At 72.0% G+C, this 24,307-nt stretch carries 22 protein-coding genes and 3 tRNA genes; 5 read left to right on the top strand and 20 right to left on the bottom strand.

The window, feature by feature from the left end; all coding sequences use genetic code 11:
- Positions 1-19: 19 nt before the first annotated feature.
- The 6 genes from ACZ58N_RS23015 to ACZ58N_RS22990 all read right to left on the bottom strand — a co-directional run bounded on the left by ACZ58N_RS23015 (position 20) and on the right by ACZ58N_RS22990 (position 5,220).
- Entirely contained in the window at positions 20-1,522 is a 1,503-nt protein-coding gene (locus ACZ58N_RS23015) for a sensor histidine kinase (protein ID WP_471163110.1), read from the bottom strand.
- Between the two features lie 107 nt (positions 1,523-1,629).
- Positions 1,630-2,397 (bottom strand): response regulator transcription factor, encoded by a 768-nt coding sequence (locus ACZ58N_RS23010; protein ID WP_471162899.1) that lies wholly within the window; start codon positions 2,395-2,397, stop codon positions 1,630-1,632.
- A 147-nt stretch (positions 2,398-2,544) separates the two neighbouring features.
- Positions 2,545-3,426 carry an amidohydrolase family protein gene (locus ACZ58N_RS23005; RefSeq protein WP_471162897.1) on the bottom strand — a complete coding sequence of 294 codons (882 nt, stop codon included), beginning with the start codon at positions 3,424-3,426 and terminating at the stop codon, positions 2,545-2,547.
- Positions 3,410-3,748, bottom strand: a complete 339-nt coding sequence (locus ACZ58N_RS23000; protein WP_471162895.1) for an antibiotic biosynthesis monooxygenase family protein — start codon at positions 3,746-3,748, stop codon at positions 3,410-3,412. Before ACZ58N_RS23000 ends, ACZ58N_RS23005 begins: the two co-directional genes overlap by 17 nt.
- 159 nt (positions 3,749-3,907) lie before the next feature.
- On the bottom strand, positions 3,908-4,789 hold the full coding sequence (locus ACZ58N_RS22995; protein WP_471162892.1) for a DUF2797 domain-containing protein: 882 nt from the start codon (positions 4,787-4,789) through the stop codon (positions 3,908-3,910).
- Positions 4,786-5,220 (bottom strand): Lrp/AsnC family transcriptional regulator, encoded by a 435-nt coding sequence (locus tag ACZ58N_RS22990; RefSeq protein ID WP_471162889.1) that lies wholly within the window; start codon positions 5,218-5,220, stop codon positions 4,786-4,788. Before ACZ58N_RS22990 ends, ACZ58N_RS22995 begins: the two co-directional genes overlap by 4 nt.
- A 107-nt stretch (positions 5,221-5,327) precedes the next feature.
- Here ACZ58N_RS22990 and ACZ58N_RS22985 point away from each other — a divergent pair, with 107 nt between their 5' ends.
- Complete coding sequence (locus ACZ58N_RS22985; RefSeq protein ID WP_471162886.1) at positions 5,328-6,242, top strand: SMP-30/gluconolactonase/LRE family protein; 915 nt, start codon at positions 5,328-5,330, stop codon at positions 6,240-6,242.
- A gap of 101 nt (positions 6,243-6,343) precedes the next feature.
- On the opposite strand, the gene ACZ58N_RS22980 is transcribed toward ACZ58N_RS22985, so the two are convergent.
- The 3 genes from ACZ58N_RS22980 to ACZ58N_RS22970 form a co-directional block, all read right to left on the bottom strand.
- Positions 6,344-6,709, bottom strand: coding sequence for a PH domain-containing protein (locus ACZ58N_RS22980; RefSeq protein ID WP_389699990.1), 366 nt, complete (start codon positions 6,707-6,709; stop codon positions 6,344-6,346).
- A gap of 110 nt (positions 6,710-6,819) precedes the next feature.
- A tRNA-Arg gene (locus ACZ58N_RS22975) sits at positions 6,820-6,892 on the bottom strand.
- 262 nt (positions 6,893-7,154) lie between these two features.
- Positions 7,155-7,245: transfer RNA gene (locus tag ACZ58N_RS22970), tRNA-Ser, on the bottom strand.
- A gap of 367 nt (positions 7,246-7,612) precedes the next feature.
- On the opposite strand from ACZ58N_RS22970, the gene ACZ58N_RS22965 reads away from it, so the two are divergent.
- The 3 genes from ACZ58N_RS22965 to ACZ58N_RS22955 all read left to right on the top strand — a co-directional run bounded on the left by ACZ58N_RS22965 (position 7,613) and on the right by ACZ58N_RS22955 (position 12,070).
- A complete protein-coding gene (locus tag ACZ58N_RS22965; protein WP_471162883.1) occupies positions 7,613-8,053 on the top strand; it encodes an SSI family serine proteinase inhibitor in 441 nt (146 codons plus the stop codon).
- 119 nt (positions 8,054-8,172) lie between these two features.
- Positions 8,173-11,481 carry a response regulator gene (locus tag ACZ58N_RS22960; RefSeq protein ID WP_471162881.1) on the top strand — a complete coding sequence of 1,103 codons (3,309 nt, stop codon included), beginning with the start codon at positions 8,173-8,175 and terminating at the stop codon, positions 11,479-11,481.
- Between the two features lie 13 nt (positions 11,482-11,494).
- Positions 11,495-12,070: an antibiotic biosynthesis monooxygenase gene (locus ACZ58N_RS22955; RefSeq protein ID WP_471162878.1), complete on the top strand. Its 576-nt coding sequence runs from the start codon at positions 11,495-11,497 to the stop codon at positions 12,068-12,070.
- Positions 12,071-12,086: 16 nt separating this feature from the next.
- Here ACZ58N_RS22955 and ACZ58N_RS22950 read toward each other — a convergent pair whose 3' ends face one another.
- From ACZ58N_RS22950 to ACZ58N_RS22910, 9 genes are all read right to left on the bottom strand, one after another.
- Positions 12,087-13,736, bottom strand: a complete 1,650-nt coding sequence (locus tag ACZ58N_RS22950) for a long-chain fatty acid--CoA ligase (RefSeq protein WP_471162876.1) — start codon at positions 13,734-13,736, stop codon at positions 12,087-12,089.
- 252 nt (positions 13,737-13,988) lie between these two features.
- Positions 13,989-14,522 carry a SigE family RNA polymerase sigma factor gene (locus tag ACZ58N_RS22945; RefSeq protein ID WP_471162873.1) on the bottom strand — a complete coding sequence of 178 codons (534 nt, stop codon included), beginning with the start codon at positions 14,520-14,522 and terminating at the stop codon, positions 13,989-13,991.
- A 159-nt stretch (positions 14,523-14,681) separates the two neighbouring features.
- Positions 14,682-15,848 (bottom strand): lipid-transfer protein, encoded by a 1,167-nt coding sequence (locus ACZ58N_RS22940; protein ID WP_471162870.1) that lies wholly within the window; start codon positions 15,846-15,848, stop codon positions 14,682-14,684.
- Positions 15,845-16,240, bottom strand: coding sequence for a MaoC family dehydratase (locus tag ACZ58N_RS22935; protein WP_471163108.1), 396 nt, complete (start codon positions 16,238-16,240; stop codon positions 15,845-15,847). Before ACZ58N_RS22935 ends, ACZ58N_RS22940 begins: the two co-directional genes overlap by 4 nt.
- A 17-nt stretch (positions 16,241-16,257) precedes the next feature.
- Complete coding sequence (locus ACZ58N_RS22930) at positions 16,258-17,331, bottom strand: acyl-CoA dehydrogenase family protein (protein WP_471162867.1); 1,074 nt, start codon at positions 17,329-17,331, stop codon at positions 16,258-16,260.
- Positions 17,331-18,410 (bottom strand): bifunctional MaoC family dehydratase N-terminal/OB-fold nucleic acid binding domain-containing protein, encoded by a 1,080-nt coding sequence (locus ACZ58N_RS22925; protein ID WP_471162865.1) that lies wholly within the window; start codon positions 18,408-18,410, stop codon positions 17,331-17,333. Before ACZ58N_RS22925 ends, ACZ58N_RS22930 begins: the two co-directional genes overlap by 1 nt.
- Positions 18,407-19,558, bottom strand: coding sequence for an acyl-CoA dehydrogenase family protein (locus ACZ58N_RS22920; protein ID WP_471163105.1), 1,152 nt, complete (start codon positions 19,556-19,558; stop codon positions 18,407-18,409). Before ACZ58N_RS22920 ends, ACZ58N_RS22925 begins: the two co-directional genes overlap by 4 nt.
- A gap of 196 nt (positions 19,559-19,754) precedes the next feature.
- Complete coding sequence (locus tag ACZ58N_RS22915; protein WP_471162862.1) at positions 19,755-20,063, bottom strand: hypothetical protein; 309 nt, start codon at positions 20,061-20,063, stop codon at positions 19,755-19,757.
- 1,216 nt (positions 20,064-21,279) lie between these two features.
- Positions 21,280-21,684, bottom strand: a complete 405-nt coding sequence (locus ACZ58N_RS22910) for a DUF6344 domain-containing protein (protein WP_471162859.1) — start codon at positions 21,682-21,684, stop codon at positions 21,280-21,282.
- 197 nt (positions 21,685-21,881) lie between these two features.
- Here ACZ58N_RS22910 and ACZ58N_RS22905 point away from each other — a divergent pair, with 197 nt between their 5' ends.
- Positions 21,882-22,787 (top strand): GNAT family N-acetyltransferase, encoded by a 906-nt coding sequence (locus ACZ58N_RS22905; protein ID WP_471162856.1) that lies wholly within the window; start codon positions 21,882-21,884, stop codon positions 22,785-22,787.
- A gap of 315 nt (positions 22,788-23,102) precedes the next feature.
- On the opposite strand, the gene ACZ58N_RS22900 is transcribed toward ACZ58N_RS22905, so the two are convergent.
- Together ACZ58N_RS22900 and ACZ58N_RS22895 are read right to left on the bottom strand one after the other, a co-directional pair.
- Positions 23,103-23,189, bottom strand: a tRNA-Ser gene (locus ACZ58N_RS22900).
- Positions 23,190-23,262: 73 nt separating this feature from the next.
- Positions 23,263-24,246 (bottom strand): trypsin-like serine peptidase, encoded by a 984-nt coding sequence (locus tag ACZ58N_RS22895; protein WP_471162853.1) that lies wholly within the window; start codon positions 24,244-24,246, stop codon positions 23,263-23,265.
- Between the last annotated feature and the right edge of the window lie 61 nt (positions 24,247-24,307).

Raw genomic sequence — 24,307 nt, 5'->3', positions numbered from 1 at the left:
ACCCTCGCGGGGCGGCCTGTCACCGCTGTGTGCCGAGCCTGTGCCCCGTCTGTGAGTCCGCGCCGTCGCCGAGGTCCTCGGCGGGGGCGAGCGGCAGGCGCACCTCGAAGGAGGTCCGGCCGGGTGCGCTGCGTACGCCGACCCGTCCGCCGTGGGCGGAGACGACGGCGTGGACGATGGCGAGCCCGAGGCCGGTGGATCCGGCCGCCCGGGACCTTGAGGCGTCTCCCCGGGCGAAGCGTTCGAAGACGTGGGGCAGCAACTCGGGCGGGATGCCGGGCCCGTCGTCCTCGATCAGCAGCCGGACGGCGCGTGTTTCACGTGAAACACGCGCCGTGACCGTCGTGCCGGGCGGGGTGTGGGTACGGGCGTTGGCCAGGAGGTTCACCAGCACCTGCTGGATCCTGGCCGGGTCGGCGCGTACGGGTGCGGGCTCGTCGGGGAGGTCGAGCCGCCAGTGGTGCCCCGGGCCGGCGGCCCGGGCATCGCTGACGGCGTCCACGACCAGTGGTGCCAGGTCGGTGTCGGTGGCGTCGGCGGACAGCGGGCGGCCGGCGTCGAGCCGGGCCAGGAGCAGGAGGTCCTCGACGAGGCCCGTCATCCGGGTGGCCTCGGACTCGATCCGGCCCAGGGCGTGCCGGGTGTCCGGGCCGGGCTCCTCCCGTCCCCGGCGGGTGAGTTCGGCGTACCCCCGGATGGAGGCGAGCGGGGTGCGCAGCTCGTGGCTGGCGTCGGCGACGAACTGGCGGACCCGGGTTTCGCTCTCCTGGCGGGCGGTGAGCGCGGAGGAGACGTGGCCCAGCATCCGGTTCAGTGCCGCGCCGACCTGGCCCACCTCGGTACGGGGGTCGGCCTCGGCGTCGGGCACCCGTTCGTGCAGGGCGGGTTCTCCGCTGTGCAGGGGTAGTTCGGAGACCCGGGTGGCGGTGGCGGCGACGCGGCGCAGCGGCCGCAGGGCGACCCCGACCAGGGCCTGTCCGGCAAGGGAGGCGGCGATCAGTCCGGCCAGGGTGACGGATACCTCGACCCCGATCAGGGTGTGCACCGTACGGTCGACGTCGCGGAGCGGGATCGCGAGGACCAGGCTGCCGCCGGGCGCGGTCTGCGCCCGGTAGCTCCCGAGGCCGGGCAGCTCCAGTTCCACGGGGGCGCCGCCGCCCTCGCCGCCCTGCGCCGACTTGCGCGCGACACCGGCCAGGGCCTCGGTCTGGGCCTCGGTGAGGGCGCGCAGGTGGTCGGGCGCCGATCCGTCGGCGGGTGTGCTGCGGGCGGTACCGAGGACCTTGCCGGTGGGGTCGAGGCGGATCCCGGCGGTGTTCTGCGGGTTGCCGGGGGCCAGGACGAAGCCGAGGGCGTTGTCCCGGGCCGCCTTGCCCGCGCCGGGGCCCCGGACCGCGATGCCCAGGGAGACGTTCAGTTGCTCGTCGAGTCGGTCGACCAGGTAGGACCTCAGCGCGAGGGTGGTGACGGTGCCGATGGCCGCGCCGACGACCGCGATGAGCACCACGGCCGAAACCACCAGCCGGGTCCTCAGGGACCACGGCCGACGACCGGAGCGGCGACCGGAACCGGAACCGGAGGCGGAACGGGGGGCGGATCGACGGGCCGGCAGGGGGAGGCGTACGGGCACTACTCGGCCGGCTTGATCAGGTAGCCCGCGCCGCGCCGGGTGTGGATCATCGGGGGCAGACCGGTGCCCGCTTCCAGCTTGCGGCGCAGGTAGGAGATGTAGAGCTCCACCACGTTGGCCTGGCCGCCGAAGTCGTAGGACCAGACACGGTCCAGGATCTGCGCCTTGCTGAGCACGCGGCGCGGGTTGCGCATGAGGTAGCGCAGCAGCTCGAACTCGGTGGCGGTCAGGTGGACCTCCTGGTCGCCCCGGACCACCTCGTGGCTGTCCTCGTCGAGCCGCAGGTCCCCGACGGACAGGACGGAGCCGCCGCGCGCGGCCTGAGCGGCGCCGGAACGGCGGACCAGGCCGCGCAGCCGGGCCACGACCTCCTCCAGGCTGAACGGCTTGGTCACGTAGTCGTCGCCGCCGGCCGTCAGGCCCGCGATCCGGTCCTCGACGGAGTCCCTGGCCGTCAGGAACAGCACCGGCACCTGCGGGATCTCCCGCCGCAGTCGGCCGAGCACCGCCAGGCCGTCCATGTCCGGGAGCATGATGTCCAGCACGACCACGTCCGGCCGGAACTCCCGCGCCGCCCGAACGGCGCCCGCCCCGTCGCCCGCGCTGCGGACCTCGCAGCCCTCGTAGCGCAGGGCCATGGACAGCAGCTCGGAGAGGGAGGCCTCGTCGTCGACGACGAGGACCCGGCAGGGTCCCCCGTCGGGGCGCACGAGGGCCGTCGGGTTGCCGGTGGACGTGGACGCGTGGGAGGTGGTCGTCGCAGTCATGGGTTCACGCTGGCCGTCGCCTCTGAGAGCGTTCTTGCCCCTTCCTGTGAATCTCCTGAGAATCGCCGGAGGGGTCGGCGGGCCGCCCGCCCGGGATCCCGGGCTCGGAACGCCGGGCTCGGAACGCCGGGCTCGGAACGCCGGGCTTCAGCCGTCGAGGCGGAACAGCCGGGCACCGTTGTCGTGGCAGACGGCCCGCAGCCAGTCGTCGCCGAGGCCGAGGCGCTCCAGGGCCTCCAGCTGGTGCTCGTAGGGGTAGGGGATGTTCGGGAAGTCGGTGCCGAGCAGGATCCGGTCGCCGAGGTCCGCGAGCCGTCCGAGGTCCCCGGGCGGAAAGCCGCTGAACTGCTCGGAGAAGTCGGTGAAGGCCATGGTGGTGTCGAGACGGACCTCCGGGTACCGGTCGGCGAGATCCAGGAAGTCCGCGTACTCGGGCATGCCCATGTGCGCGACGACCAGGGGCAGCCGGGGGTGGCGGGCCAGCAGCCGGGCGATCGGTTCGGGGCCGGTGTGCTTGCCCGGGACGGGGCCCGAACCGCAGTGGATCACGATGGGGGTCCCGGCCTCGGCGAGGAGGCCCCAGACCGGTTCGAGCCGGTCGTCGTTCGGGTCGTAGCCGCCGACCTGGAGGTGCGCCTTGAAGATGCGGGCCCCGGCATCGAGGGCACGGCGCACGTACCCGGCGACGCCCTCCTCGGGGAAGAAGGTCGCGGTGTGCAGGCAGTCGGGCGTGCGGGCGGCGAAGCCGACGGCCCAGGAGTTGAGCCAGGCGGCCATCTCCGGCTTGTGCGGGTAGAGCATGGCGGTGAAGGACCGGACGCCGAACTCCCGGAGCAGGGCGATGCGCTGCTCCTCCTCGTGCCGGTAGGTGATGGGCCATTCGACCCCGGTCAGCGGGCCGGCCGCGTCGAAGTACTCCCACACCTTGTCCAGGACCCGCTCGGGCATGAAGTGGGTGTGGACGTCGACCAGTCCCGGCAGCCCGAGCCGCTCCCGGAAGGCCCGGACCGTCTCAGCCGTTGCGGGCAAAGCCGTGGCTCCGTTCGACCGTCGCGACGTGCAGGGTGTAGCTGTCGTACCAGTGGGCACGGCCCTGTTTCATCGCCGCCTGGTGCTCCATGTCCTCTCTCCAGACGGTGAGGGACTCGTGGTCGCGGAAGTAGGCGACGGTGATTCCGAGGCCGCCGGGGGTGCGCGCGGACTCGTATCCGAGGAAGCCGGGGTTCTCCGCGACGATCTCGTTCATCCGGGCGTTGGTCTCGGGGTATCCGCTCTCGTCGGGGGTGCGGACATTGCTGAAGACGGCCATGACGTAAGGCGGTTCGAACGCCGGCACGGGCTGGATGCTCATGCCCACCACCCTCGGTCGGCGGCTCCGGCATGTCCACCGCAATCGGCCCCGGAAGGCCAAAGGGATCCAAGTTTTGACCTTGCCCACCGCGTGCGGCCGACCCTCCCCGACCGATCGAGGGCGTCCACACCGACCGATCGGGGGGGCGCCCCCGACCGGTCAGAACAGACCGTCCTGCGCGGTCTCCGGAGCCGGCGGGGCGATCTCCGCGAGCGGCACGTCGGTGACGGCCTCCACCTGCGCGGGCACGGCGACCAGTTCCCACCCGGCCAGGAGCCGCCCGTCCAGCACGAGCCCGTCGGCGAAGTGCAGGTCCGGCCCGGCCGCGCCCACCGGCACGCCCACCACCGTCCCGCCCGGCACCAGCTCCGTGACCACCCGGACGGGCGCCGGTAGCCCGGCCGGCGCGAAGGTCACGGCGTGATCGGTGACGTCGCAGGGCAGCCGCTCCAGGGATTCCGGCCATCCGGGAAGGGCGGCCGACCGGGCGTGCAGCTCGGCGACCTGACGGGCCCGCTCGGGCTCGGGGGGCAGCATGCCGCGCAGGACGCGCTTGCGCGCGTAGGCGATCCGGTCCGGTACCCCGAGGGCGGCGCGCAGCAGTTCCTCGGTGCGGCGCGCGGCCATCAAAGGGCCCCGTCCCAGCCAGGTCCACGTCACCGCGCCCTGTTCCAGGAGACGGGCCGGGCCGCGTTCCTCGGCCGTGATGCCGACCTTGACCGTGTCGGGGCCGAACCACGCCAGGTAGACCCGGTAGGGGCGCGGGTCGGCGGCGTTGGTGTCGGCGGCCACCGAGAAGGACCGGTCCAGTCGGGCGCACTCGGGGCACTGGGCGTTCCCGACGCGGCCCGGTACGGCCTGTCCGGTGGGGCAGGGGGTGCGCTTGCCGGCCCGCCGCACGCCCAGGCAGCGGCGTTCGCCCCGGGTGGTGAAGGCCAGCCGCTGCCCGAGGACGAGCGGGCTGTCGCGGTCCGCGCGGCCGGTCCAGCCGATGGCCGGGTGCCCGGCCACCCAGCGGATCCCGGTGCACCTCCAGGTCACAGCGGGAGCGGCCGTTCGAAGAAGGTGTCGAGGACGACGGTGGCGTGGGTGCCGCTGACCCCGTCGATCGCGTACAGCCGGCGGAGTACGTCCTGCAGTTGCTCGGTGGAGGCGGTGCGGACCTTGACCAGCACGGAGGCGCTTCCCGCGATGACGTGGGCCTCCTGGATCTCCGGAATCGCCTCGAACGCGGGCCCGGACTCGCCCATCCACGTACGGGAGTCGACCATCACGTAGGCGAGCACCCCACTGCCCACGGCGGCCGGGTCGACGTCGACGGTGGTCCGCCGGATGACCCCGCGCTCGCGGAGCTTGCGCACCCGTTCGTGGGTCGCCCCGGCCGAGAGCCCGACGGCGGCGCCGAGGGCTGCGTACGACTGACCCGCGTCCTGCTGGAGACACAGGACGAGCGCCCGGTCGATGTCGTCCACGCGATCTTCCTCTCATGAGCCGGCAGCTCTTGCGAAGACGGTACCTGATCCTGCAATCTCACCATCACACCGAACACTGTTCGGCAAACCGGAAGTCAGGGGGAAGAATGTCAGCCATAGCCGACCCCGGCTTGTACGAGATCCTGGACGAACGTTTCCGTACCGGCCGCTGCGCCAACGGCGACGCCCGCCTGGAGCGGCTGTACGACGACTGCCGCTGGGCCGAGGGCCCCCTGTACCTACCGGCCTGGCGCCAGCTGGTGTGGAGCGACATCCCGAACGACCGGATGCTGCGCTGGGACGAGACCACGGGCGCGGTCTCGGCGTTCCGCTCCCCCGCGGGCCACTCCAACGGCAATACCCTCGACCGCGAAGGCCGCCTGATCACCTGCGAGCAGGGCAACCGGCGCGTCACCCGGACCGAACACGACGGGCGGATCACGGTCATCGCCGACCGCTGGAACGGCAGGCGCCTCAACAGCCCGAACGACGCGGTGGTGCGCTCGGACGGCTCCGTCTGGTTCTCCGACCCGGACTTCGGCATCACCAGCGACTACGAGGGCCACCGGGCGCCGAGCGAGATCGGCGCCTGCAACCTCTACCGCGCCGACCCGACCAGCGGTGAGGTCCGGATCGTCGCGGACGACTTCCTCGGCCCGAACGGACTGGTCTTCTCCGCGGACGAGAGGGAGCTGTACGCCGCGGACACCCGCGCCGGCCACATCCGCGCCTTCGAGGTCGCCGCGGACGGCACCCTCGACGGTGACCGCGTCTTCGCGACCTGTCCCGGGGTCGACAACATCCGCTTCGACGACGAGGGCCGGCTGTGGGCGGCCGCGATGGATTCGGGCGTGCACTGCTACGCGGCGGACGGCGACCTCATCGGCCGCGTGCACGTCCCGGAACCCGTCTCGAACATCGCCTTCGGCGGCCCGAAGAACAACCGTCTCTTCATCACCGCCACCACCTCGCTCTACTCGCTGGTGATGTCCGTGACGGGGCTGCCGCGCGTCCGGACGTGACCACCGACCGACGGCGGGGTCGTGTTTCACGTGAAACACGACCCCCGACGGGGCCCGAGTCGGCAGGGGCCCCGGAGGGCCGGCGCCGACACCGGTCCCGGCTACCGGGCGACGAACTGGGTCAGGATCGCCTGCACCTCGTAGATGTCGACGCCCTTGGTGAAGGTCTTCTCGATCGGTGCCGGGGCACCCGATATCCAGATCTTGAGCTCGGCGTCCATGTCGAAGTGCCCGGCCGTCTCCACGGAGAAGTGCGTGATGCTCCGGTAGGGGATCGAGTGGTACTCCACCTTCTTCCCCGTGAGCCCCTGCTTGTCGACGAGCACCAGCCGTCGGTCGGTGAACAGGATCGTGTCCCGGATCAGCAGGAAGGCGGCGTGGACCTGCTCGCCGTTCCCCAGCAACCGGGCGTAGTCCCGCTGCGCCGAAACCGGATCGACGGTGTGCGCGTTCCCGAACAGACCCATGGGTCCCCCCTCGAAGGATCGAAACGATCAACAGCCTCTCGAAGGCTAGCGACGACGATGTGAAGACAACGCAAAAGGCCCCCCGGTGAACCGGGGGGCCTTTTCGGCTGTGCACTCGGCAGGATTCGAACCTGCAACCTTCTGATCCGTAGTCAGATGCTCTATCCGTTAAGCTACGAGTGCTTGGGCTTCCCGGGGTTTTGCGCCCCGTTGGCCTTGCGAGAACAACAATACATGGACCTCGGCGGGACGCGAAATCCATTAGCCCCACCCCTTCTGACCTGCGAAAACACCTCAGAAGAAGATCGATTGGCAGCTCTCGGGGGAGTCCGGCACGCCTTCGCGCGGACCCTTCCCCGCACGGGTGACCGATGGCGGGCGGCCCGAGTCAACACCCCGAACGCACCGAAGCCCCGGTCCGTGTGGACCGGGGCTTCGTCAGGTGCGGAGGCGGAGGGATTTGAACCCTCGATGGGGGGTAAGCCCCAAACCGCATTAGCAGTGCGGCGCCATAGACCGGACTAGGCGACGCCTCCAGCACACCCCCGCGTACGAAGGTGCGTGCAGATGATGACACAGCCGTAGGGCCGCTCACCAATCCGCTCCCACGGTACAAGGAGCCGGGGGCGCAGGGCAAAGCCTTAAGCCACTCCCTCGAAAGCCGTGTGGCGGCCGGGTGCCGCACGGCGAACCCGCCGTTCCCGGGGCGGCCCACCCCCCTGTCCGCCGAGCCGTCCGGGGGCCCGACGGAAGCCGCCACGGTCCCGGGGCCCACCCCGGTCCGGCCGATCACGGCACACACGTGCGGCACACGTACGGCACACATCCCCGCCCTCGTACGCAACATCGGGGCCGGCTCGTCGTTGGTGGGGCGTACGACGTACGGACGACCTGGAGTGCCCCATGCTGCGTCTCGCCGCCTTCGCCGTCACCTCAGCCCTGGCCGCAGCGGCCGTCGGCCCCCTGCCGCCGCTGCCGTCCCTACCGGTGGCGCGGCTGCTGTCCGCCCCCGAACCCGACCACCTCACCATCGCCGTCTCAGAGACCGGCAACCGGTTCCTCGACGGCGAGTACCGGTTGGAGTGCGACCCCGTCGCCGGCAACCACCCCGAGGCGAAGAAGGCCTGCGCGCGTCTCGACGAGCTCGCCCGGCAGGGCAAGAACCCCTTCGCGCCCGAGCCGAAGCGGCAGATCTGCACCTTCCAGGACGGCGGTCCCGCGACCGCCCGTGTCACCGGAACGTGGCGTGGCGAGAAGGTGGACAGCACCTTCCGGCGACAGAACGGATGCGACATCGCCCGGTGGAACGACCTGGAACCTGTGCTTCCGAGTGCGCGTTCCTGACCTGGGAGTATGCGCGGGATGCGCGGTTTCCCCCGTACATCCGCCACCTCCCCGCGGGGCCGTGCCCTTAGACTCCTCCCGTGACATGCCGGTAGTCGTGGTCAGGGAGGAAGCTCGTCGTGAGCAGCAGGCCATCCCGAGGCGCTGCTCGCCTCGCAGCAATACTCGACGCGCTCCCGGACGCGTTGTTGCTCGTCAACGCCAACGGCACGGTCGTCAACGCGAATTCGATCGCCCTCGCGGTCATGGAGAGCCCCGGCACGGGGCTCGTCGGACGCGGTGTACTGGACCTGCTGCCGGAGTTCGACTCCAAGCTGATCCCCGGTTCGATGCGCCGGCCCGGCGATGACGAAGAGGGTCGCTCCAAGCCCAAGCGGATGACCGCGCGTCGTACCGACGGCTCCGAGTTCCCCGTCGAGGTCACCAGCGCCCACCTCGACGGCCGGGACGCCTACCGCGAGCCCCAGCCCGCCTACACCGGTGACGAGCTGCTGATGCTCGTCGTGCGCGACCTCTCCGAAACCGTCGACACCGAGGCCGAGCTGGCCCGCTCGCAGCGGCAGACCGAGATGATCCTGCGGGCAGCCGCCGAGGGCGTGGTGGGCACCGACACCGACGGCCGGGTCGTCCTGGTGAATCCCGCCGCCGCGCAGATCCTCGGCTACCGCGCCACCGACCTCGGCAACCGCGAGCTGCACGGCCTGGTCCAGCACTCGCGCGCCGACGGCTCGCCGTTCCCCTTCGACGAGTCCCCCCTCGCCGACACCTTGCGCAGCGGCCGCAAGCACCGGGTCCGCGGGCAGGTGCTCTGGAACAAGTCCGGACAGCCCGTCGCCGTGGACCTGACGACGTCGCCCGTGCGGGACGGGGAGTTGCTCGTCGGCGCCGTCATGACGTTCACCGACCGGCGGGCCTACGACGCCCTCGCCGCACGCCACGCCCAGTTGCTGGCCGTCCTCGGCGATTCGCTGCGCGGCCCCCTCGACGAACTGCGCGGGGAACTGGCCACCCTGGCCGCCGACGACGCGGGCCAGCTGTGGCCCGAGGCCAACCAGCTGCTGCACCACCTGGCCGCCGGGTACTCCCGGATGACCGCGCTGGTGGACAACGTGCTCGCCTTCCAGCGGCTCGACGCGGGCGCCGAGAAGCTCAAGAAGAAGAACGTCCTGATCAACACGGTCGTCTCGGCCGGCATCGACGGCGCGGTCGAACTGATCGGCCCCGGCCGGGTGCAGTTCGCCGTGCACGCCCCGACCATCGAGGCCGAGGTGGACGCGGACCGCATCGCGACCGCCCTCGCCCACCTGGTCGCCGACGTCGCCGGAGTGGACGCCACCGGCAAGACGGCCCAGGGCAGCGGGTACGGGGACTCGACGATCGTGGTCGCCGCCGCCCAGCGCGGCGAGGTCGTACGCATCGAGGTGCGCGGCCCCCACGAGGGCGGCACCCCCGTGCACGAGCCGGTCGTCCGGGGCATCGTCGCCGCGCACGGCGGGGTCCTGCAGACGGTGGAGGTGCCGGGCGCGCCCGGCGGCGCGTACGTACTGGAACTGCCGTTGGGATCGGGTGCCGGGACGGTGACCCTGCCGGAGCCGCCCGAGGATCCCGCGGCGCCCGAGGACGGCCAGGACGCCGGGTCCGCGTCCGGCGGCAACGGCCCCGGTGGGCGCCGGGCACGGCGCGGAGTGGACGCCTTCCTGGAGGACGGCGGCGACGAGGCGAAGGCCCCTGCGGCCCGTGAGGGCGGCGCGCTCGCGCTGCCGTCCGGGCGGCGCCGGGCGGACGGCAGCCACGCCGACTCCGGTCCCGCGGAACTCGCGCAGTCCCCGGTCAACCCCGCCGGGCTGGGCACCGGACGCCGGCGCGGCCGGGACGGTGACGGAAGCTCCGACGCCGAGCCGGGCGGAGCCGACCGGCCCGTGCCCCCGCAGGGCACCGGCATGCCCGCGCTGCCACCCGTACCGGCGGTGCCCCCGGTTCCCGTCACCGAACATCCGGCCGGACGCCGCCGGGCGCTGGGCCCCGTCGCTCCGGCGGCGCAGCCCGGTGGTCCCGTTCCGGCGGCCGGGCTCGCCGCGCCCCGGCCCATCGCTCCCGAGGGCGGCTTCGCGCTGCCCTCCGGTCCGGCTCCGGCCGCTCCGCAGGCTCCCGCCATGGCGGGTTCGGCCCCCGCTCCCGCCGAGGCCGACGCGGACCCGTCGGCCGGGCGCCGGGCCCGCAGGGTGCTCGGCGCACCCGCGGGCGCCGAGCCCGAGGCGCCCGAGGCCTCCACCGAGGACCCCGAGGACCCCGCGCACCCGACCGGTAGGCGCCGCGGGGTGCCCGCCGCGCCGGCCTGGCCCGTGCCGTCGGCCCGTACCGCCGCCGAGGACGACGCGGCGGACGCCCCGGCCGCCGTCCCGGGCGCGCGCCGCCCCGGTGGCGCCCCGGCGACCTCCGGGCAGCCGATCAGCGTGCGCACGCTCGGCACCATCGGCCAGGGGATCTCCGTGGACCCCGGCGCCGGCGACACGAACGGCGCGGGACAGGGCGGTTCCGGCTCGGGCCGGCGTCGCCGGCTCTCCGAACCGGCGCCCCAGGGGCGCGCCTTCGCCATAGGGGCACCCGAGGCGGGTTCCGACGAGGGGCCCGAGCCGCTGGACGGCCCCGGTGGCGCCGTCGAGGTGGTCAACCGGCCCGTACCGCGGCCCGTGGACGACGAGCTGCCCCCGGAGCCCCTGGACAACCCGCGCCGGCTGCTGGTGTGGCCCGCGCCCGACGCGCAGACCCAGCAGGCGCTCAGCGACCGGGGCTACCGCCCGGTGATCGTGCACTCCCGTGAGGAGGTCGACGCCCAGATCGCGGCGTTCCCCGCGGCGCTGTTCGTCGACCCGCTGACCGGTCCGATCACCCGGACCGCCCTGCAGTCGCTGCGTCAGGCCGCGGTGGCCGCCGAGGTGCCCGTTCTGGTCACGGCCGGGCTGGGCCACGCCACGCGGGAGGCGGCGTACGGCGCGGATCCCGCCGTGCTGCTGAAGGCGCTGGCGCCGCGCGACAGCGAGCAGCACCCCTCCCGGGTCCTGCTGATCGAGGAGCACACGGAGATCGCCACCGCCCTGACCGCGGCTCTGGAGCGGCGCGGCCTCCAGGTCGCGCGGGCCGGCGCCGACACCGACGCCGTGGAACTGGCGAGCCGGATGCGGCCCAACCTGGTCGTCATGGACCTGATGCAGGTCCGGCGCCGACGGGCCGGGATCGTGGACTGGCTGCGCGCGAACGGGCAGCTGAACCGCACCCCGCTGGTCGTCTACACGACCGCCGGCATCGAGCCGTCCGAACTGCCCCGACTGGCCTCGGGGGAGAGCGTGCTGTTCCTCGCCGAGCGGGCGACCACCACGGACGTGCAGGGCCGCATCGTGGACCTGCTGGCCAAGATCGGCACCAACTAGTCATCCTGGGCCGATGGCCATCACCGACACGTCCGAGCAGACCGTCCCCGCCGACAACGGCGAAGTGAGCCTCCTGATAGCCCGGCAGGTGGAGCCGGGCCACGAGGAGACGTTCGAGGCGTGGGCGCACGGCATCCTGGAGACGGCCGCGGGTTTCCCCGACCACCTCGGGTACGGACTGTTCCGGCCCGCGGTGGAGGGCGGGCCGTGGTTCCTCGTGCACCGTTTCCGCAACCAGGACGCGTTGGCGCGCTGGCAGGACTCGCCCGAGCGGGCGCAGTGGTTCTCGAACTGCCTCGGTCACCACCACACGGAGATAGCCCGGCGCGAACTCCACGGCATGGAGACCTGGTTCGCCAAGCCGGGCACGACCCGGCCCGCGCCGCCGCGCTGGAAGATGGTGATCAGCTCGGGGCTGGCCATCTTCCCGATCTCGCTGGCGGGCAACGCGGTGCTCGGGCCGTACCTGGTGGACCTCCACTTCGTGCTGCGGACGGCCGCGTTCGCCGTCGTCTTCAGCACCTTGATGACCTATGTGGCCATGCCCGCCGTGAGCAGGCTGCTACGACCGTGGCTCACGCGCGGCTGACCGCCCCGGCCTCCGGTCAGCCGAGGGTGGTGACGTCCAGGGCACCCTCCGCGTACTGCTTGCGGATCACCTTCTTGTCGAACTTGCCGACGCTGGTCTTCGGTACGGCGGCGATCAGGCTCCAGCGTTCCGGCAGCTGCCACTTGGCGATCGACGCGGCGAGGAAGTCGCGCAGCCCCGCGTAGTCGACGGTGGCACCCTCCTTGAGGACGACGGTGGCCAGCGGACGCTCGCCCCACTTGTCGTCCGGGACGGCGACGACGGCGGCCTCGGCCACCTCGGGGTGGGCCATGAGGGCGTTCTCCAGCTCGACGCTGGAGATCCACTCGCCGCCCGACTTGATGACGTCCTTGGCGCGGTCGGTCAGGGTGAGGAAGCCGTCGGGGCTGATCACTCCGACGTCCCCGGTCTTGAGCCAACCGTCGGCGCTGAACTTGTCCGCGGGACGCTCGGGTTCACCCGCCGCGCCCCCGTAGTAGGCGCCCGCGATCCAGGTGCCGCGCACCTCCAGCTCGCCCGCGGACTCTCCGTCCCAGGGCAGGTGGTCGCCGCCGGGGCCGACGAGACGGGCCTCGACGCCCGCCGGGAAACGCCCCTGGGTGACCCGGTAGGGCCATTCCTCCTCGGCACTCAGGCCGGCCGGGGGGTGCGCCATGGTGCCCAGCGGGGAGGTCTCGGTCATGCCCCAGGCGTGGCACAGCCGGACGCCGAGCCGGTCGTAGGCCTCCATCAGGGAGGGCGGACAGGCCGAGCCCCCGATGGTGACCTGCTTCATCGAGGTCAGGTCCCGGGGATGGGCGGTGACCTCGGCCAGCAGACCCTGCCAAATGGTCGGGACGGCCGCGGCGTGGGAGGGCTTCTCCCGCTCGATCATCTCGGCGAGCGGGGCGGGCTGCAGGAACCGGTCGGGCATCAGCATGTTGATGCCGGTCATGAACGTGGCGTGCGGCAGGCCCCAGGCGTTCACGTGGAACTGCGGGACGACGACGAGCGTGGTGTCCTTGTCGCTCAGCCCCATCGACTCGGCCATGTTGACCTGCATGGAGTGCAGGTAGATGGACCGGTGGGAGTAGACGACGCCCTTGGGGTCGCCGGTGGTGCCGGAGGTGTAGCACATGGCCGCTGCCTGGCGTTCGTCCAGCTCGGGCCAGTCGTAGTGGTCGGAGCGGCCCGCGATGAGTTCCTCGTACTCGTGCACGCGCACGTCGAGACCGTCGAGGGCGGAGCGGTCACCGATGCCCGCGACGACGACGTGCTCGACGGTCGGCAGGTGCGGCAGCAGCGGCGCGAGGAGCGGCAGCAGGGTGCCGTTGACCAGGACGACCCGGTCCACGGCGTGGTTCACGATGAAGACCAGCTGCTCGGGGGGCAGACGCAGGTTGAGCGTGTGCAGGACCGCGCCCATGGACGGGATCGCGAAGTACGCCTCGACGTGCTCGGCGTTGTTCCACATGAGGGTCGCCACGCGGTCGTCCTGCTGGACACCGAGCTCGTCGCGCAGGGCGGTGGCCAGACGGTTGGCGCGGGTACCGATCTCGGCGAAGCTGCGTCGGTGCGGCTCGGCCTCCCCGGTCCAGGTCGTGACCTGGGACTTTCCGTGGATCGTCATCCCGTGTCGAAGTATGCGGGTGACGAGGAGCGGTACGTCCTGCATGGTGCTCAGCAAAGCGTCCTCCCGGTGAGCGCTGCGGCGCTGCGGCGGCTTTCGGATGCTGCCGATTCTGCGCACATACCGGTCGGTCTGTCACTACCCGGGAGTACAAACAGCGACGACGATCACCCTACGGAGTCGCGGGTGGCGATGTTTCACGTGAAACGCCCGGCCGGGAAGGCTCGTGTTTCACGTGGAACGAGCGGGTGCGGAGTTTCGTGTTTCACGTGAAACGAGCGGAGGCCCACGTGGAACGAGCGGGTGCGGTCAGCGGACCGGGGTCAGTTCCGGGTCCTCGCGGAGCTTGACCAGTGCCCGGGAGACGGCGCTCTTCACGGTTCCGACCGAGACCCCGAGCACCTCGGCGGTCTGCACCTCGCTCAGGTCCTCGTAGTAGCGCAGGACCACCATGGCCCGCTGGCGGTCGGGCAGCCGCGTCACGGCGCGCCACATCGCGTCCCGCAGGGCCTGCGCCTCCGCGGGGTCGGTGGCCGGCGGCTCCTCCACCTCCGGGAGCTCGTCGCAGACGAACTCGTCGACCTTGCGCTTGCGCCACTGGGAGGTGCGGGTGTTGACGAGGGCCCGCCGGACGTAGCCGTCCAGGGCGCGATGGTCCTCGATGCGGTCCCAGGCGACGTACGTCTTGGCGAGTGCCGTCTGGAGCAGGTCCTCGGCATCGCAGGGGTTGGCGGTGAGCGAGCGCGCGGTGCGCATCAGGACCGTGCCACGGGTCCGTACGTACGCCGAGAACGACGGGTACGGCGTCGGGTTCGAGGCGAGCGTGCACACAGGCGTGGTCATGTCTCCACGCTAGGAGCGGCCCGCGCCCACCGGATCGGCCCCAGGTGCCGAAGACGGGTCCATCTCAGGTTGTAGGACCGGGCCGTGCCCCACCTCCTTCAGGTGGAGGGGCACGACCCGGCTCCCGTGGGCGGACGCCGCGCCCGCGACACCCGCACGTCAGTGGTCGGCGCCGAGGATCAGGCCCGAGGTCGGCACCCCGGTACCCGCCGTGACCAGGGTGTGCACCGCTCCCGCGACCTGGTTGACGGAGGTGCCGCGCAACTGACGGACGGCCTCGGCGATGCCGTTCATACCGTGCAGGTAGGCCTCACCCAGCTGACCGCCGTGGGTGTTGAGCGGCAGCGCGTCGGCGGCGACGAAGTCGGCGGCCTCACCGGGCCGACAGAAACCGAACTCCTCCAACTGCATCAGCACGAACGGGGTGAAGTGGTCGTAGAGGATGCCGACGTCGATGTCGGAGGGGCGGAGCCCGCTGGTGCGCCACAGCTGGCGGGCGACCACGTCCATCTCCGGAAGCCCGGCGAGGTCGTCACGGTAGAAGGACGTCATCGCCTCCTGGCGGCGCCCGGCACCCTGCGCGGCGGCCGTGATCACGGCGGGAGCCTGCCGCAGGTCCCGCGCCCGCTCGGTGGTGGTGACGACGAGGGCTTGGCCGCCGTCCGTCTCCTGGCAGCAGTCCAGCAATCGAAGCGGCTCCACGATCCACCGCGAGGCCGCATGGTCGGCGAGGGTGATGGGCTTGCCGTGGAAGTAGGCGGCGGGGTTGTTGGCGGCGTGCCGCCGGTCGGTGACGGCGACGTGGCCGAACGCCTCGGGGGTGAGGTCGTACGCGTGCAGGTAGCGCTGGGCGGCCATCGCCACCCAGGAGGCCGGGGTGAGCAGGCCCCAGGGCAGGGACCAGCCGAGGGCCGCCCCCTCCGCCGAGGCTTCCCGCTGCTGGACACCGGAGCCGAAGCGCCGGCCCGAACGCTCGTTGAAGGCCCGGTAACAGACGACCACCTCCGCCACCCCGGTGGCGACGGCCAGAGCGGCCTGCTGGACGGTCGCGCAGGCCGCGCCGCCGCCGTAGTGGATCCGGGAGAAGAAGGACAGGTCCCCGATGCCGGCCGCCTGGGCGACGGTGATCTCGGGGCTGGTGTCCATCGTGAAGGTGACCATGCCGTCCACGTCGGCGGGGGTCAGCCCGGCGTCGTCGAGGGCCGCGTGCACGGCCTCGACGGCGAGCTTGAGCTCGCTGCGGCCCGAGTCCTTGGAGAACTCCGTCGCGCCGATGCCGGCGATGGCGGCCCGGCCGCCGAGGTCGTCGCGGGTGCGGACGCTCATGCGGCGCCCCCCGGGCGCATGGACACGGTGACCGTGCCGGTGACGTGTCGGCCGAGGCCGTTGGCGCCGACGATCCCGATCTCGGCGGTGGCACCGTCGAGGGCGGTCACCGTCCCGGTGAGGGTCATGGTGTCGCCCGGGTGGTTGGGGGCTCCCAGCCGGATGGCGACCTTGCGCAGGACGGTCTGCGGGCCCAGCCGGTCGGTCACGTACCGGCCGACGAGGCCGTTGGTGGTCAGGATGTTCATGAAGATGTCGGGGGAGCCCTTCTCCCGGGCCAGTACGGCGTCGTGGTGCACGTCCTGGTAGTCGCGGGAGGCGATGGCGCCCGCGACGATCAACGTGCGGGTCACCGGTATCTCCAGGGGCGGCAGCGTGTCGCCGACCTTCAGCGGTGTGTCGCCGGCGTTCATGCGAAGTCCCCTTCGGTGGCCGGGGTCGCGGCGGTCGCCGCGCCGTCTTCGGACAGGAGCGTGCCCAGCTCGGCCAGCAACTCGCTGCCGCACCCCAGGTACGCGTCCAGCTGGCGCCCCCACAGGAAGTGCCGGTGCACCGGGTGGTCCAGGTCCGCGCCCATGCCGCCGTGCAGGTGCTGGCCGGCGTGCACGACCCGCTTGCCGGCCTCCGAGGCCCACCAGCCGGCCGTCAGGGCGTGGGTGTCCGCCGTCAGCCCCGCGTCGATCCGCCAGGCCGCCTCGTACGCGGTGACCCGGATCGCCTCCGTGTCCATGTACGCGTCGGCGGCACGCAGCATGACGCCCTGGTTCGTGGACAGCGGCCGGCCGAACTGCTCGCGGGTGGAGGTGTACTCCACGGCCCGGGCCAGCGAGCCGGCGCAGACGCCCGCCTGCAGCCCGGCGAAGGCGGTACGGGCAACGGCGAGCGTGTCCTCGTACGCCCCGGGGCCGTCACCGAGGCGCTCCCCGTCGACACCGGTCAGGTCCAGCCGTCCGGCAGCCCAGGGCGCGGTGGTCTCCACGGGCGTGGTCCGCACTCCGGGCGCGTCGGTCCGTACGAGCCACAGGGCACGGTCCACGTCCGGGACCAGGACGTGCGTGGCGTCCCGCAGCCAGGGCACGAACGGCGCGGTGCCGGTGAGCCGACCGTCCGGCGAGGTCGTGATCCGGCCCCGGGCGGGGAAGGCCCCGCAGACCACGGCCTCGCCCGTGCCGAGGGCGGGCAGCAGGCGGGCGCGCTGCGCGTCACTGCCGTGCCGCGTCAGGGGCAGGATCCCGTACGCGCAGGTCGCGGCGTACGGCACCTGGGCGGTGGTGCGGCCCTGCTCCTCCAGGAGCAGGACGAGGCCGAGCAGGCCGATGTCCTCGACCGCGGCGGTGAGCCCGGCGGCGGTGAGGGCCTTCCACAGCTCGGCGTCGCTGCCGGTGCCCGCGGCGGCGAGGCGCTCGTGTGTGGCGAGGTCCCCGAAGATCGTGGCGGCGAGCCCGGCCGCGGCGGCCTGTTCCTCGGTGGGGTGGAAGTCCATCAGCCCTCGCTCCCACGGAAGACGGGCAGTTCCAGTTCCTCGTCGACCCGTAGGAACTCCAACCGGACGGGCATCCCGATGCGCACCTTGTCGTGCGGGACGCCGGTGATGTTGCTGACCATCCGTACGCCTTCGGCGAGTTCGACGAGCGCGACCGCGTAGGGGGGATCGAAGGCCGGGAACGGGGGATGGTGCATCACGACGTACGAGAAGACCGTGCCGGCGCCGGAGGCCTCGACGGTGTCCCACTCCGTGCCGGCGCAGGCGTTGCAGCCGGGCAGCCAGGGGAAGCGGAGGGTGGCGCAGCCGGTGCAGCGTTGGATGAGCAGCCGCTGCCGTGCGATTCCGTCCCAGAAGCCTCGGTTGTCACGGTTGATCACCGGGCGGGGGCGACGGGCGGCGGGCTCGCGGCCGGTGGGCTTCCGGTCTGCGGGTCCCCGGTCTGCGACCGCTGCTGCGACCGGGGCGGCGGAGTCGCTCGGGGTCGCGGAGGCGTGAGGAGCCGCGGAGGCGTGAGGAGCCGCGGAGGCGTTCGAGGAGACGGCGGGGGTGGGCTCGGCGGCGGGGGTGGGCCTGGCGGCCGGGGCGTACTTGAGGATGCGGAAGCGGTGCGTTCCGGCGAGCTCACCGTCCGCGTGGACGTTCATCCGGGTCGTCACGAAGTACCCGCTGCCCAGCTTGGTCGTCTTGCGCGCCGAGACCGACTCGATCACCGCGTCGAAGGTCACCGTGTCCCCCGGGCGCAGCGGCCTCAGGTACTCCTGCTCGCAGTCGGTGGCGACCACGGAGGTGCAGCCCGCGGCGTCGAGGAGGCCGAACAGCTCGTCGTGTGCGGAGGACCGGTCGGTGTGGCCGGACAGTCCGCCCATCGTCCACGCCTGGAGCATGGTGGGCGGTGCGATGGCCCCGGGTCCCGCGTAGGACGGGTTCGTGTCGCCCATCGCCTCGCACCAATGCCGGATCATCGGCTCGTTGACCGCGTCCTTGGCGCGCCCCGCGGTGGCGGCCGGCCGCCCCTCGAAGGCCTTCAGCCGCTCGTGGAACGGGTCCGCCTCCTCGGCGCCCTGTGCCCCGGTCATCGCTTCCTCCCCTTCATGCCGAGCCGCATCATCGCGACGATCTCCCGCTGGACCTCGCTGACCCCGCCGCCGAAGGTGTTGATCTGCGCGGCCCGGTTCATCCGCTCCAGCTCGCCCGCGGCAAAGGCATCGGGCCCCCTGACCAGTGCCTCCTCGCCGACCACCTCCTGGCACATCCGGTACACCTCGACCGTGGACTCCGTGCCGAGGAACTTCACCCCGCTGGCGTCGCCGGGGGCGAGCGAGCCCGCGCCCACGTCCTGGACGAGGCGCCAGTTGAGGAGGCGTACGGCGGCCAGCCGGGCGTGCGCCTCGGCCAGCCGGGACCGCACCCAGGGCCGGTCGGCCGGACGCTCACCGGTGACCGGGTCGGGGGTACGGGCATGGCGCAGCGCCGCCCCGTAGAAGTCCTCGGCCTGCATGCCGATGGCGGCCAGGGCGACGCGTTCGTGGTTCAGCTGGTTGGTGATCAGGCCCCAGCCGCCGTGCTCGGGTCCGACGAGGTGACCGGCCGGCACGCGCACGGAGTCGTAGTAGGTGGCCGTGGTGGTGAGACCGCCGACCGTGTCGATCGGAGTCCAGGCGAAGCCCGGGCTGTCCGTCGGTACCAGGACGATCGATATGCCCTTGTGCTTCGGGGCCTCGGGGTCGGTGCGGCAGGCGAGCCAGATCCAGTCCGCGTTCTGGGCGTTGGACGTGAAGATCTTCTGGCCGTCGATCACCCACGCGTCGTCCTCCCGGACGGCCCGGGTACGCAGCGAGGCGAGGTCGGTACCCGCCTCGGGCTCCGAATAGCCGATGGCGAAGACGATCTCGCCCTTGAGGATCCGGGGCAGGAAGTAGTCCTTCTGCTGCTCGGTCCCGTACTTCATGAGCGTGGGGCCGACGGTGTTGAGCGTGACCATGGAAACGGGAGCGCCGGCCCGGTAGGCCTCGTCGAAGAACACGAACTGCTCGTCGGCCCCGCGCCCTTGGCCCCCGTACTCCACGGGCCAGCCGAGGCCGAGCAGTCCGTCGGCGCCGATCCGGCGCAGGACCGCGCGCTGTGCGGCGGGGTCCTCGGGCACCCCGTCCGGCAGCAGGTTCCGGAAGTACGCGCGCAGCTCGGCGCGCAGTCGCAACTGACCTTCGGTCGGGGCGAGGTGCACGGCGCGGGCCTCCCGGCGGGACATCAGAAGAGTGAACCTGACTGTCCGTCAGATTCAATGCCGATGTCAAGGTCGGGAGCCGAGGGACGCCGGCGCCGGACGTGCGGGAGCGCCCGTACCACCGGACCCCAGCCGGTCCGGTGGTACGGGCGCCCTCAGAGGTTCACCACCGCTCGCGCGGCCGGGGGGACCGCTGTCACCAGGGGAAGAAGTTCACCGCGATGGTCGAGTTGGCCTGGTGGATCGCCGTGAAGGCCGAACCGTTGACCTGTGCGGTGTTGTTCTGGTTCGACGCACCGGAGCCGGTGGCCACCTGCTGCGAGGTGGAGGAGTTGCCGTTGTTGTTGCCGCCCACACCGCTGCCGACGATGCTCGCGACGCTCGCATTCGATCCGTCGTTCGCGAAGGAGCCGTTGTCGGCCGAGGCCACCCCGCCGCAGAGGGCGACGGCGAGGGGCAGAGCGGCGACGGCGGCGATGACGCGGGCGGTACGGATGCTTGCCATGTCTGAATCCTCCAGAAACCGAAGTCGGGTGTACTACGGGGAAGTTGGCCGACCGCCCCGTTCGTTCCGTGTGCTGACGACGTCGCGAGACCAGAGTTGCCCACCGAATCCCCGGCGAACCACCCCGCAGCCCCCGATTCCCCCGCAAGCATGAGCAACACCGGATAAACCCCATGCACTCCGCCGACGCCCCAGCTCAGCGGCTCGAACCCCGGCGAAACCCGTGCCGCGCACCAGGCGAAGCGTTACGCCAAACCCACCCACCCCGGACATGCCGAAGAGGACCGCTTCATCCGGGAAACCCACCGTCTCCCGGGCATGCGGCCCTGCGATACCAAGCTTCACGCCCCCTGCGCGCCCCCGGCGCCCGCCGGAGCGAACCACCCGTGCCCCACCACCGGGGCACTTCGCGACGCGATCCACGGCCACCTCGACCGGGCTCAAGCGCCCCGCGTTCCCACGCCGTACGGTGCCGCACCTCGTGTCGCCACGACCTGCCTCGCCACGGCTTACGCCCCTGAACCTCGCGTCCTGGCCGCGCACCTTCGCGCTTCGCCGTTCACAAGTCCGTCCGCCTTCATCACCCTTCGCCCTACGGCCTACGCCTCACCCACGTCACCTCACGCACGCCTGATCACGCACGTCTGATCACGCGCGTCTGATCGCGCACGCCTGATCACGCACGTCCGACAACGAACTCCGCCTTGCGCACTTCGCCGCGCGCGCACGTCGTCCTGCGTGCGTCGTGCCGCGTACGTCGTGCTGCCCGCGTAGTCCGTGTGCTTCGCCCTGCACGCCGTCACGTCGGCCACACCTGCCGGTTCCGGGCCACGACGTGCGGCCCCGCCGGCGGCCATCCGCCTGACAGCGTCCCTACTGCTGAAAGTCCTGCTCGTGCACCTGCCGCGTACGGTTCCTCTGGTTCCGGATCCGCTGCTCCAGGCCGTACCGCTTCGGGTCCCGGCACTCCGGGCCCCTGGTTCGGGCCCCACTCGCTCGGGTCCCACGACTTCACATCCCACTGCTGCGGGTCCCACCACTTCAAGCCCTGCCGCTTCCGGCCCTACGACCATCGGTCGTCCGGTTCCGGTACCACGTCCATCGTTCGTGCCACTTCGGTGAGCCTTTTCCGCGGCGCCTGCTCCCACGGCCGCTCTCACGCATCCGCTCCCACGCCCGGGACCGTTCCCGAGCTGACTGCGACCAACGGACTTTCCTACGCCGCCAGCCCCAGCCGGCCCCGACCCGCGGCGCGACGCGGCGTCACGGCGACCGGACCGGAGGGCACCGTCGCGGCCGGCTCGGTTTCGACAGCGGTACCGGCGTTCCCGGCGAGTGCGGCAGCAGTGGTGGAGCGGCGGACGGACGGGGTCTTGCCGTGGGCCTCGGCCCGGATCCGCTGCTTGATGGTCGGCGGGAGCGAACCTCCCCGCATCATCGCCCGCCACGTCCGCCGCGCCACCACCGCCGGCCGGCGCACGGCGGGGGCCGCGGGAGCGGCGGCAACCGCGGCGGCGGCCACGGGGGCCGTCTTCGAGGCGAGGCCGAGGAGGCCGAGGAACGCCACCAGAGCGGCGAGGACGGTGGTCCAGATCGACGTGACGGTGCTGCGGTTGTTCATGACGAGCGCCTCATTTCGCGATGTTCCGACGGGCGGATCTGAATACATTCGTCATGATGTGGTCGCAACCGGACGGCCCCCACACCGCGCGCCGATCTTCCGACAAACACCACTCGAAAGGCCCAAAGGTGCCAATCCGAGTCTGACAAGATCATGGAACGACCGGCGCCGGATGCCCGACAGGACAGGGGAATCGCATGATCATCAAACAGGAAACCTCTTTCGAGGCAGAGGAGTTGCTCGCCCTCTACGGCTCGGTCGAGTGGGTGGGCTACACCTCGGACCCGGAGCGTCTGTGCCGCGGCGTGGCCAACTCGCACCTCGTCCTGACGGCCCGGGACGAGTCGGGACGCCTCATGGGCCTGACCCGGACGATCTCCGACGACGAACACGTCTGCTACGTCCAGGACCTGCTCGTCGACCCCGCCCACCACCGCAAGGGCATAGGCCGCGCGCTGCTCGAAGCACTGAAGGAGCGGTACCGGCACTGCCGCTTCTTCCTCCTCTCCACCGACCACGCGTCATCCCCCGAGGGCAAGGTCAGCCACGCGTTCTACCGCGACCTGGGATTCCTCTCCTACGAAGAGAAGGAGATGGCCGGCTTCGGCCTCCCCGCGACCGCTGACGCACCACCCGCCCGACCCACCGCCACCAGCACGAGGACGTCGCCCGTGTCCCTCACCCACCTCCACCTCACGTCCGGGCGAACGGTCGCGATCGCCGACATACGCCTCACGTCGACGTACGGCGACATGCTGGAGGGCTACCCGTTCTCCCGCCTGAACGACATGAAGCTCAGCGCCCTGCTCCACCAGGCCACGCTCGCCTTCCCCGACCACCCGGTCCACGTCGTTCCGCCCCGCCGGGACCTCCCGGGCGTCCCTGCGGGCTCCTTCGGACCGGTCGAGACCCTGCCCCCGGTCGCCGTCGTCGCCCTGCTCACCTCGGCCCCCGTCGATCCGGCCCACAGCGGCGTCTCCTTCTACTCGGCGCTCACCGTGGTCTGGCTGCAGGACGAGCCCGTGATCCCCTCCGGGAACACGGCCGACCCTGCCCTCCTCGCCCTGCCCTGGACCGACCTCGCCCAGGACTACGAGCGCTAGCCCGTCTCCTTCGCCCCTTGGGCACCGCATGCCCGAGCCCGCCCGGCAACCCGAAGAACTCCGCGCACGCGTTGACCCGACCCGGTGACCGGGCCACCATCCAGCCGACCTCGGCGCGCACCCCACCCGACCGTTCACCGGAACGGCCTCCGAACGGGCACCCGGTCCGCCCCCGCGCGCCCTTCTCGGTGGCGCCGAGGAGCTGATCGGCACGCAGCGCGATCCGAAGGCCGGTGTGGGTCCCGGCCACGACCTTCGATCACGTCAAAAGGAACGACCCCCGACCAGGAGCCCCGGTCGGGGGTCGTTCACATGCGGTGGGTGTGGGATTTGAACCCACGGTGACATCGCTGCCACGACGGTTTTCAAGACCGTTCCCTTAGGCCGCTCGGGCAACCCACCTGGCCGGTACAGAGTACCGGGATGTGGGGGTGGGTGGGGTGGGTGTTCCGGGCGGGGTGGGGAGCCGGTCGGGTCAGGCCGTCTGGGCCTTGTCGTAGGCGGCCTTGACCTCGTTGCCGAAGTAGGGGCCGAACATGCGGTTCGGGAAGAAGACGTAGCCGAAGCTGTTCACCGACACCTGGGTGCCGAGGCCGGTCGCCTCGTTGAAGTCCTGGAACCAGGGGCCTCCGCTGGAGCCGCCGGTCATGTTGCAGCCCAGGCCGTGGTCCTTGGTGAGCAGGAAGTCCTTGTTGCTGTTCCCGCTGCAGTGGACGAGCTTGGAGCCGTCGTAGGGCGCGGCCGCGGGGAAGCCGAAGGAGTACATCTTCTTGTTGTAGCCACCGTTGAAGAGGATGCCCTGGGCTCCGACGACCTGGCTGAGCTTCTGGCCGTTCAGCGGGGCGACGACGGCCAGACCGACGTCCATGTTCATGTCCTCGCTCGCCGCCCACTGGTCCGTGGCGAAGGTCTTGGTCGCGGACCACTGGCCGTAGGGCGCGTTGCCGTTGTCGTAGGCGGGGACGAAGACCCAGTTGGTGTGCCAGGCGCCCTGGTACTTCACGCAGTGGCCGGCGGTGATGACCGTGCTGCCGTTGGCGCTGGTGATCGAGTCGCCGGAGCAGGACGCGGTCCGGCCGCCCATGGTGAAGAAGACCCGCCCGGAGGTCTTCACGACCGCCCCGCCACCCGTCCAGGGACCGCCCGGCTGCGGGAACGCCGCGGGAGCTGCGGTGACGGAGGTCGAGGCGGCCGTCGGGGCGGAGGCTGTCGTCGGTGCCACGAGGGTGGGCCGGCCGGAGGTCGAGGGCGTCGTCCGGACGGAGCCGGGAGCGGCGGTGACGTCGAGCGGGACGGCCTGCCGCATCCGTTCCGCGGTCCAGAACCCCTGGCTGTGCTGCTGCCGGAACGAGGTGGGCGACGGTTCCGCGGCGGCCGAGGGGGTGGCCGCCGTCAGGGCTCCCGCGAGCAGGGTGCCCGCGGCGAGGAGGACGGACGCCGCTGTGCGATGACGATTCACGCAGGACTCCTTCTGCCGTGCCCGGACCGGTGCGGCCCGGGCAGGGTGGGGGTGAAGAGCT

It is taken from the genome of Streptomyces sp. NPDC040432, from assembly GCF_055595445.1.
This window is presented reverse-complemented; position numbering and strand designations above follow the sequence as displayed.

Bases quoted from the DNA above. Each gene is read 5' to 3' on its own strand.
- ACZ58N_RS23000 (WP_471162895.1), bottom strand. From the start codon at position 3,748: ATGAGCATCCAGCCCGTGCCGGCGTTCGAACCGCCTTACGTCATGGCC.
- ACZ58N_RS22985 (WP_471162886.1), top strand. From the start codon at position 5,328: ATGTCAGCCATAGCCGACCCCGGCTTGTACGAGATCCTGGACGAACGT.
- ACZ58N_RS22965 (WP_471162883.1), top strand. From the start codon at position 7,613: ATGCTGCGTCTCGCCGCCTTCGCCGTCACCTCAGCCCTGGCCGCAGCG.
- ACZ58N_RS23010 (WP_471162899.1), bottom strand. From the start codon at position 2,397: ATGACTGCGACGACCACCTCCCACGCGTCCACGTCCACCGGCAACCCG.
- ACZ58N_RS22980 (WP_389699990.1), bottom strand. From the start codon at position 6,709: ATGGGTCTGTTCGGGAACGCGCACACCGTCGATCCGGTTTCGGCGCAG.
- ACZ58N_RS22910 (WP_471162859.1), bottom strand. From the start codon at position 21,684: ATGAACAACCGCAGCACCGTCACGTCGATCTGGACCACCGTCCTCGCC.
- ACZ58N_RS22940 (WP_471162870.1), bottom strand. From the start codon at position 15,848: ATGAGCGTCCGCACCCGCGACGACCTCGGCGGCCGGGCCGCCATCGCC.
- ACZ58N_RS22915 (WP_471162862.1), bottom strand. From the start codon at position 20,063: ATGGCAAGCATCCGTACCGCCCGCGTCATCGCCGCCGTCGCCGCTCTG.
- ACZ58N_RS22930 (WP_471162867.1), bottom strand. From the start codon at position 17,331: ATGGACTTCCACCCCACCGAGGAACAGGCCGCCGCGGCCGGGCTCGCC.
- ACZ58N_RS22905 (WP_471162856.1), top strand. From the start codon at position 21,882: ATGATCATCAAACAGGAAACCTCTTTCGAGGCAGAGGAGTTGCTCGCC.
- ACZ58N_RS22925 (WP_471162865.1), bottom strand. From the start codon at position 18,410: ATGACCGGGGCACAGGGCGCCGAGGAGGCGGACCCGTTCCACGAGCGG.
- ACZ58N_RS22955 (WP_471162878.1), top strand. From the start codon at position 11,495: ATGGCCATCACCGACACGTCCGAGCAGACCGTCCCCGCCGACAACGGC.
- ACZ58N_RS22945 (WP_471162873.1), bottom strand. From the start codon at position 14,522: ATGACCACGCCTGTGTGCACGCTCGCCTCGAACCCGACGCCGTACCCG.